Genomic DNA, 7,606 nt, shown 5'->3' with positions numbered 1-7,606 from the left:
CGAGCGCTTATACCTCAACGCTTAATGTCTTCTTCCATTTTAGAACCGTCTTGACGTTTAGGGTATGGCGTTTTGCAAGCGTTGGGGCGCTCTCTTTAGATTCTTGTAGTTCTTTTCTGATTCTTGGCTGTGTCTTGGCATTCGCATGCAATAATTATTTCCCGTAAATTTGTCTCCTTGAGTTCTTTATAGATTGCACCATAAGAGTTATGAACTAAACATAAATAAATCCTGTTTAAAATACATTCTAGTTTACGAAGAAGTCTATTAATGAAATTCTTAAAAAGGGAAGTGTGAAAATGTAATAGCTTACACAACACAAAAGATAATTAGTTAAGTTGTTCCTAGAGATTTAATTTATAATCTATTGCTATAGATTTACGCTTAATAAGTTTCTATTCAATAAAGCCTCAGAAAAGCTTACATTTTCAGAAGTTTTGTAAGGTGGGGAAACCTTCTAAAAGATATTAGGGGCTTTCCAGATTTCTACTGAGCAGGCAAAACGCCTGAATATCAGTGCAAGTGGAAGCAAGTAAGTGCTTAGGAGGTTATCTCAAAGCAGGTACAGCAAAGAGATCTGAATTTTCGAAAAAAGTTAAGAGTATAGGAGAGTTAAGGCTGTTCTACCATTTGATCGATGAAAGAAGATTTTCTCATGACAAGCCAAGGCTTCAAGAATTTCCCTAAAGAGGCTTTTTGGTTTTTGCGCTCATGATGGGGGGGGGGGAGAAGAAAGAAGTTCTGGAAAAGGCTAGATACAAACTTATTTATTTACCTTCGTAGATCATTAACTCTATTAAACATAAGTGGGTCTAGGCAAGGTTTGAAGAAAAAAGTCAATGTACCAATAGAAACACTCTTTCCAGAAACACTCTTTCCAGAAACACTCTTTCCAGAAACGCTCTTTCCTGACTACAATTTTCCGTTTTGTATTGTGGGAGCTAAGGTTTCCAAAGCGTTCTAATAAAAAACAGCATTCATTGAATATTCCAAAGCGGTTAAAGAATTGATAGACAGGGGATGGGAGTGGATATATCTGAATTAAATTTTTTTTATTAGGGGATTATTTGAATTTTACAGTCAAGAGATTGTAAGAAAAGGGGTGTAATTTGAAAAGAAGGGAGAATAGAGTGTGAAAGGAGGGGGGGGTAAAAAAGAAAAAGAAGATGAGGCAAAAAAAAAAAGAAAAGGGGTGTTGACAGTAGGAAGGAAGGAGGGTAGGATAAGAACAGATCTTTGAGGAAGTAAAGAAAAAGAGAGATAAACAGTCAACACGTTTATCCCGTTAATTAGAATAAAAAGTAGAGTAGCTAGGGTGCTAAGCTGAAGAGTTTAGCATAAAGCAAAACATGAGAGTTTGATCCTGGCTCAGAACGAACGCTGGCGGCATGCTTAACACATGCAAGTCAAACGAGAGGCAGCAATGTCTCTAGTGGCAAACGGGTGAGTAACGCGTGGGAATCTGCCTTTTGGAGGGGGACAACCGAGGGAAACCTTGGCTAATACCGCATATACTTAGAAATAAGAAAAGATTTATCGCCAAAAGATGAGCCCGCGTCAGATTAGGTAGTTGGTGGGGTAAAGGCCTACCAAGCCTACGATCTGTAGCTGGTCTGAGAGGATGATCAGCCACACTGGGATTGAGATACGGCCCAGACTCCTACGGGAGGCAGCAGTGAGGAATATTGGACAATGGGGGAAACCCTGATCCAGCAATGCCGCGTGAATGAAGAAGGCCTTCGGGTCGTAAAATTCTTTTACTCGTGAAGATGATGACGGTAACGAGAGAAAAAGCCCCGGCTAACTCTGTGCCAGCAGCCGCGGTAATACAGAGGGGGCTAGCGTTGTTCGGAATAACTGGGCGTAAAGGGTGCGTAGGTGGTTTTTTAAGTGAGATGTTAAATACCCGGGCTTAACCTGGGGGGTGCGTTTCAAACTGGAAGACTAGAGTGCGGTAGAGGAAAGTGGAATTCCTAGTGTAGAGGTGAAATTCGTAGATATTAGGAGGAACATCAGAGGCGAAAGCGACTTTCTGGTCCGTAACTGACACTGAGGCACGAAAGCGTGGGGAGCAAACAGGATTAGATACCCTGGTAGTCCACGCCCTAAACGATGAGTGCTAGACGTCAGCTTTATAAGTTGGTGTCGCAGCTAACGCATTAAGCACTCCGCCTGAGGACTACGATCGCAAGATTAAAACTTAAAGGAATTGACGGGGGCCCGCACAAGCGGTGGAGCATGTGGTTTAATTCGTCAACACGCGAAGAACCTTACCAGCTCTTGACATGGGAGTCACCGATTCTAGAGATAGAATCTTCGGTTCGGCCGGACTCCACACAGGTGCTGCATGGCTGTCGTCAGCTCGTGTCGTGAGATATTGGGTTAAGTCCCGCAACGAGCGCAACCCTTGTCCTTATTTGCTAACAGGTAATGCTGAGGACTATAAGGAGACTGCCGGTGATAAATCGGAGGAAGGAGAGGATGACGTCAGGTCCTCATGGCCCTTATGGGCTGGGCTACACACGTGCTACAATGGTGGCGACAAAGGGAAGCAACGGGGAGACCCTGAGCAAATCCTAAAACGTCATCTCAGTTCGGATTGTTCTCTGCAACTCGAGAACATGAAGTTGGAATCGCTAGTAATCGTGGATCAGCACGCCACGGTGAATACGTTCACGGGCCTTGTACACACCGCCCGTCAAGCCATGGGAGTTGATTCTACCTGAAACCAGTGAGCTAACCGAAAGGAGGCAGCTGACTATGGTGGGGTTGATGACTGGGGTTAAGTCGTAACAAGGTAGCCGTAGGGGAACCTGCGGCTGGATCACCTCCTTTCTATGAGGCAGGAAGAAAAGTACTGCAACGATAGGAACTGGGGTAACGCGTGTTGACTGTTTATCTCTCTGAGATCAAAAGGTACCGGGCTAGTAGCTCAGCTGGTCAGAGCGCACGCTTGATAAGCGTGAGGTCGTAGGTTCAAGTCCTACCTGGCCCACTTTCGTAATGGGGGTGTAGCTCAGCTGGTCAGAGCGCGTGCTTTGCAAGCATGAGGCCATCGGTTCGACTCCGATCATCTCCACCTTTTTGGGTCCAAGAAGATAATCTTTGATAAGTGTATAAGAATGGGTAATAAAAAATTCAATTGTCTAATATTGTAAAAATTAGATAAAAGTTTAAAAATTTAACATGAGTGTAAATCAAGCGTTATAAGAGCATTTAGTGGATGCCTTGGCATTGAGAGGCGATGAAGGACGTGAAAGACTGCGAAAAGCTGCGGGGAGGAGTCAATATCCATTGATCCGCGGATATCCGAATAGGGAAACCTACCGCAATAGCGGTATCTTAGTCTGAATTCATAGGACTTAAGAAGCGAACCCAGCGAACTGAAACATCTAAGTAGCTGGAGGAAAAGAAATCAACCGAGACTCCGAAAGTAGTGGCGAGCGAAATCGGACCAGGCCAGTGCATTTTTAATTGGAACTAGAATTCTTTTGGAAAAGGAAGCAAAAAAGGGTGATAGCCCCGTATAGGTAACCGATTAGAAGTGACAAGAGTAGGGCGGGACACGTGAAATCCTGTTTGAACATGGGGGGACCATCCTCCAAGCCTAAGTACTCCTCAGTGACCGATAGTGAACAAGTACCGTGAGGGAAAGGTGAAAAGTATCCCGATAAGGGAGGTGAAATAGTATCTGAAACTGAATGCTTACAATGCAGTCGGAGCAGCGAATAGGCTGTGACGGCGTACCTCTTGTATCATGGGTCAGCGAGTTTGTTTGTGAAGCGAGCTTAAGTCGTTAGATGTAGGCGAAGCGAAAGCGAGTCTTAATAGGGCGTATAGTTTCACGAATAAGACCCGAAACCAGGTGATCTAGCCATGAACAGGCTGAAGGTGCGGTAATGCGTGCTGGAGGGCCGAACCATATGCTGTTGCAAAAGTTGTGGATGATTTGTGGTTAGGGGTGAAAGGCCAATCAAACCTGGAAATAGCTGGTTCTCCGCGAAATCTATTTAGGTAGAGCGTTGTATGTTTCTTTTTGGGGGTAGAGCACTGAATGGGCTAAGGGGAAGCGATTCTTACTAAACCCAACCAAACTCCGAATACCAAAAAGCTAAGTACAGCAGACAGACGGCGGGCGATAACGTCCGTCGTCGAAAGGGAAACAACCCTAACCACCATCTAAGGTCCCTAAGTCATCACTCAGTGGGTAAGGAGGTGGATTGACCAAGACAGCTAGGAGGTTGGCTTAGAAGCAGCCATCCTTTAAAGAAAGCGTAATAGCTCACTAGTCTAATTAAGTCGATCTGCGCCGAGAATGTAACGGGGCTAAAGTGATGCACCGAAGATGTGGGCTTTTCGAAAGAAAAGCGGTAGCGGAGCGTTCTGTAAGTCGTTGAAGAAAGATTGTGAAGTCTTTTGGAGATATCAGAAGTGAGAATGCTGACATGAGTAACGTAAAGAAGTGTTAAAAACACTTCCGCCGAAAGTCCAAGGGTTCCTGCGCAAGGGTAATCCACGCAGGGTTAGCCGGCCCCTAAGGCGAGGACGAAAGTCGTAGTCGATGGGAATCAGGTTAAAATTCCTGAGCCAGCTGGAGATGACGAAGGAAAAATGATGTTAGTTCTAAATGGATTGAGCTAGCTATGTTTTTTCTTCCAGGAAATAATCCCAGCAATAGACCGTACCCCAAACCGACACTGGTGGACAAGTAGAGTATACTAAGGCGCTTGAGAGAATGATGTTGAAGGAACTCGGCAAATTGACTCCGTAACTTCGGGATAAGGAGTGCCTTGATGGGGGAAACCCTATTAAGGTGGCACATAAGAGGGAGTAGCGACTGTTTAACTAAAACACAGGGCTCTGCGAAGAAGAAATTCGATGTATAGGGTCTGACGCCTGCCCGGTGCTGGAAGGTTAAGAGGAGGTGTGCAAGCACTGAATTGAAGCCCCAGTAAACGGCGGCCGTAAATCTAACGGTCCTAAGGTAGCGAAATTCCTTGTCGGGTAAGTTCCGACCTGCATGAATGGCGTAACGACTTCTCCACTGTCTCCAACATCAACTCAGTGAAATTGAATTCTCCGTGAAGATGCGGAGTACCCGCGGTTAGACGGAAAGACCCCGTGCACCTTTACTATAGCTTTGCATTGGTACAAGGTAGATTTTGTGTAGAATAGGTGGGAGGCTTTGAAGCATTGGCGCTAGCTGATGTGGAGCCAACCTTGAAATACCACCCTGAATCTATTTGGTATCTAACTGAGCGCTGTCATCCAGCGCCAGGACCATGCATGGTGGGTAGTTTGACTGGGGCAGTCGCCTCCTAAATTGTAACGGAGGCGCGCGATGGTAAGCTCAGGCTGGACAGAAATCAGCTGTAGCGTGCAATGGCACAAGCTTGCCTGACTGTAAGACATACAAGTCGAACAGAGACGAAAGTCGGTCATAGTGACCCGGTGATCCCTCATGGAAGGGTCATCGATCAACGGATAAAAGGTACGCCGGGGATAACAGGCTTATCCCTCCCAAGAGTTCTTATCGACGGGGGGGTTTGGCACCTCGATGTCGGCTCATCGCATCCTGGGGCTGTAGAAGGTCCCAAGGGTTTGGCTGTTCGCCAATTAAAGCGGTACGTGAGCTGGGTTCAGAACGTCGTGAGACAGTTCGGTCCCTATCTGCCGTGGGTGTTAGAAAATTGAGAGGATCTTTCCCTAGTACGAGAGGACCGGGATGGACGTACCTCTGGTGTACCAGTTGTTTTGCCAAAAGCAGTGCTGGGTAGCTATGTACGGACTAGATAACCGCTGAAAGCATCTAAGCGGGAAACTAACCTCAAAACTAATTTTCTCTATGAGGACTGTGGTAGACTACCACGTTGATAGGCTGAATGTGTAAGAAGGGTAACCTTTTTAGCTAATCAGTACTAATCGTCCCATTGGCTTGATTTACATTCATGTTAGATTTTGTTACCCATAGGTGTTTATGGACTGGTGACTAGAGCAAGCGGAAAACACACGATCCCATTTCGAACTCGACCGTTAAGACGCTTAGCGCTGATGATATTTCGTCTTAAGGCGTGAAAAAGTAGGTCGTTGCCAGTCTTTAAGCATCTTTTTTCTTATATTTTTTTTATGTTTATTTTTTTCATTTTTTTTATATTCTACAGCTTTTTTTGTCTTGGATCTTCTTATATTTTTCTTGAATTTTTTATAAATAAATAAATATTTTTTTATCCTTACCTATTCAATTTTATATGCTCTTAGTTTTATTCTAATATTATCTTTTTGTCTGGAATAAAACGATGCTGGAACCAGGTTTTTTGACGTTTTGCATATTGCCAAGTTTCCGTTAAAAATTTTTCTTGCGTTTCTTTCCATGAGAATTCTCCTCTTTCCCAGGATTTTAATATCTTTATTCCAATTGCGCGACTTAAGGGAGAATCTGGAGTAAGAGAAAACTCAAAAACCTCTTGAAGTAGTCCGTTGCGACATGCTTGATCAAATCGTTCTCGAATTCGTTTCTGTAGTAGAAATTTTTCACCGAAAATATAAATTTTATACCAACAGCAATAAGAAAGGGGACGTGTCTTCGGGCTTTTTTGCCAATAAGATAAAGGAATTTTTGTAGAAAAATAAACACGCAATGCTCTTAAAATTCTTTGTTTATCTTGCTTCATTATTTTTTTTGCGGAAATCGAGTCTACGTAGTCTAATATTTCATAAAGCGAATAATTTGGATATTTTTTTAATAATTCCGATTCATCTAGGGGTTCTATTGGTGGAAAAGGACTTAGACCTTGTTCTAGAGCTTGAAAGTAAAATCCTGATCCTCCCACTAATATGGGAAGATATCCTGCATCGTGGCATTCATGAATTTCTTTTATGGCATCTTGGATCCATTGTTTTACATCCCGTTTCGGTTCTTTATTAGGAACGTACTGGTAGAGTTTGTGAGAAATTTCTCTTTGCTCGTTTAAAGAAGGTTGAGCAGTTAACAATGGAAGCCCCTGGTATACTTGCTGGCTGTCTGCATTGATAATGACTCCGTTATATTTTTTTGCTATTTCAAGAGCTAGTCCACTTTTTCCAGTGGCAGTAGCTCCGGCTATACACATCAGGGGAAAAGGTTTTTGTAGAAAAGTTCCTAAGTCTAAGTTTTTTCTCATTTGTTTATTTTTATCGCACAAACTTTTTAATTGTAGCACTAAAAAAAACACTTGAGAATAGTGAATGTTCTTTTGATTAAGATGATGTTTACTGGAAACTAAAAAAATTAAAACGATTTTTATTAGAAGCTGAATAACTAAATCAAGTCAAACTAAAACATTTATTTAATATTTTTAATAATAAAAAATCAGATAAATATTAATTATTAAATAAAATCTATTATTGAGCATACTCCCCCTCACTTTTTTGAAGGGTCTTAAAAAGATCCGAAAGAGAGGCTATTTTATTAAAAATAAACAACAATGTTTAATGCAAATTAACCTCTCATCCCGCGCAGAGACTTTTAAAACCTTCGTACTTATCGATCAGCGAAAGGTTCAGCATCCTGCGCTGATCCACAAGATGAACGCTCCACCTTCAATAAAATCCAAGCTTGAACGCGTCA

Annotated in this window: 1 protein-coding gene, 2 tRNA genes and 3 rRNA genes; 5 read left to right on the top strand and 1 reads right to left on the bottom strand. The window is 43.0% G+C overall.

All coding sequences use genetic code 11. From position 1 onward, the window contains the following. Positions 1-1,345: 1,345 nt before the first annotated feature. The 5 genes from K737_RS02355 (at position 1,346) to rrf (ending at position 6,096) form a co-directional block, all read left to right on the top strand. Positions 1,346-2,835, top strand: a 16S ribosomal RNA gene (locus K737_RS02355). Between the two features lie 86 nt (positions 2,836-2,921). Then, positions 2,922-2,995, top strand: a tRNA-Ile gene (locus tag K737_RS02350). A gap of 10 nt (positions 2,996-3,005) precedes the next feature. Then, a tRNA-Ala gene (locus K737_RS02345) sits at positions 3,006-3,079 on the top strand. 116 nt (positions 3,080-3,195) lie between these two features. Then, positions 3,196-5,943, top strand: a 23S ribosomal RNA gene (locus K737_RS02340). A 38-nt stretch (positions 5,944-5,981) separates the two neighbouring features. Beyond that, positions 5,982-6,096 (top strand): 5S ribosomal RNA (rrf, locus tag K737_RS02335). The 16S, 23S and 5S rRNA genes sit together here with 2 tRNA genes alongside, the layout of an rRNA operon. A gap of 164 nt (positions 6,097-6,260) precedes the next feature. Here the strand turns inward: rrf and miaA are convergent. Then, positions 6,261-7,199, bottom strand: coding sequence for a tRNA (adenosine(37)-N6)-dimethylallyltransferase MiaA (miaA, locus tag K737_RS02330; protein WP_152531051.1), 939 nt, complete (start codon positions 7,197-7,199; stop codon positions 6,261-6,263). Between the last annotated feature and the right edge of the window lie 407 nt (positions 7,200-7,606).

The sequence above is a fragment of the Holospora undulata HU1 genome (genome assembly GCF_000388175.3).
In the GTDB taxonomy this organism is placed as follows: Bacteria; Pseudomonadota; Alphaproteobacteria; order Holosporales; family Holosporaceae; genus Holospora; species Holospora undulata_A.
Note: the sequence above shows the minus strand (reverse complement) of the source record. Positions and strands in the feature narration are given on the sequence as shown.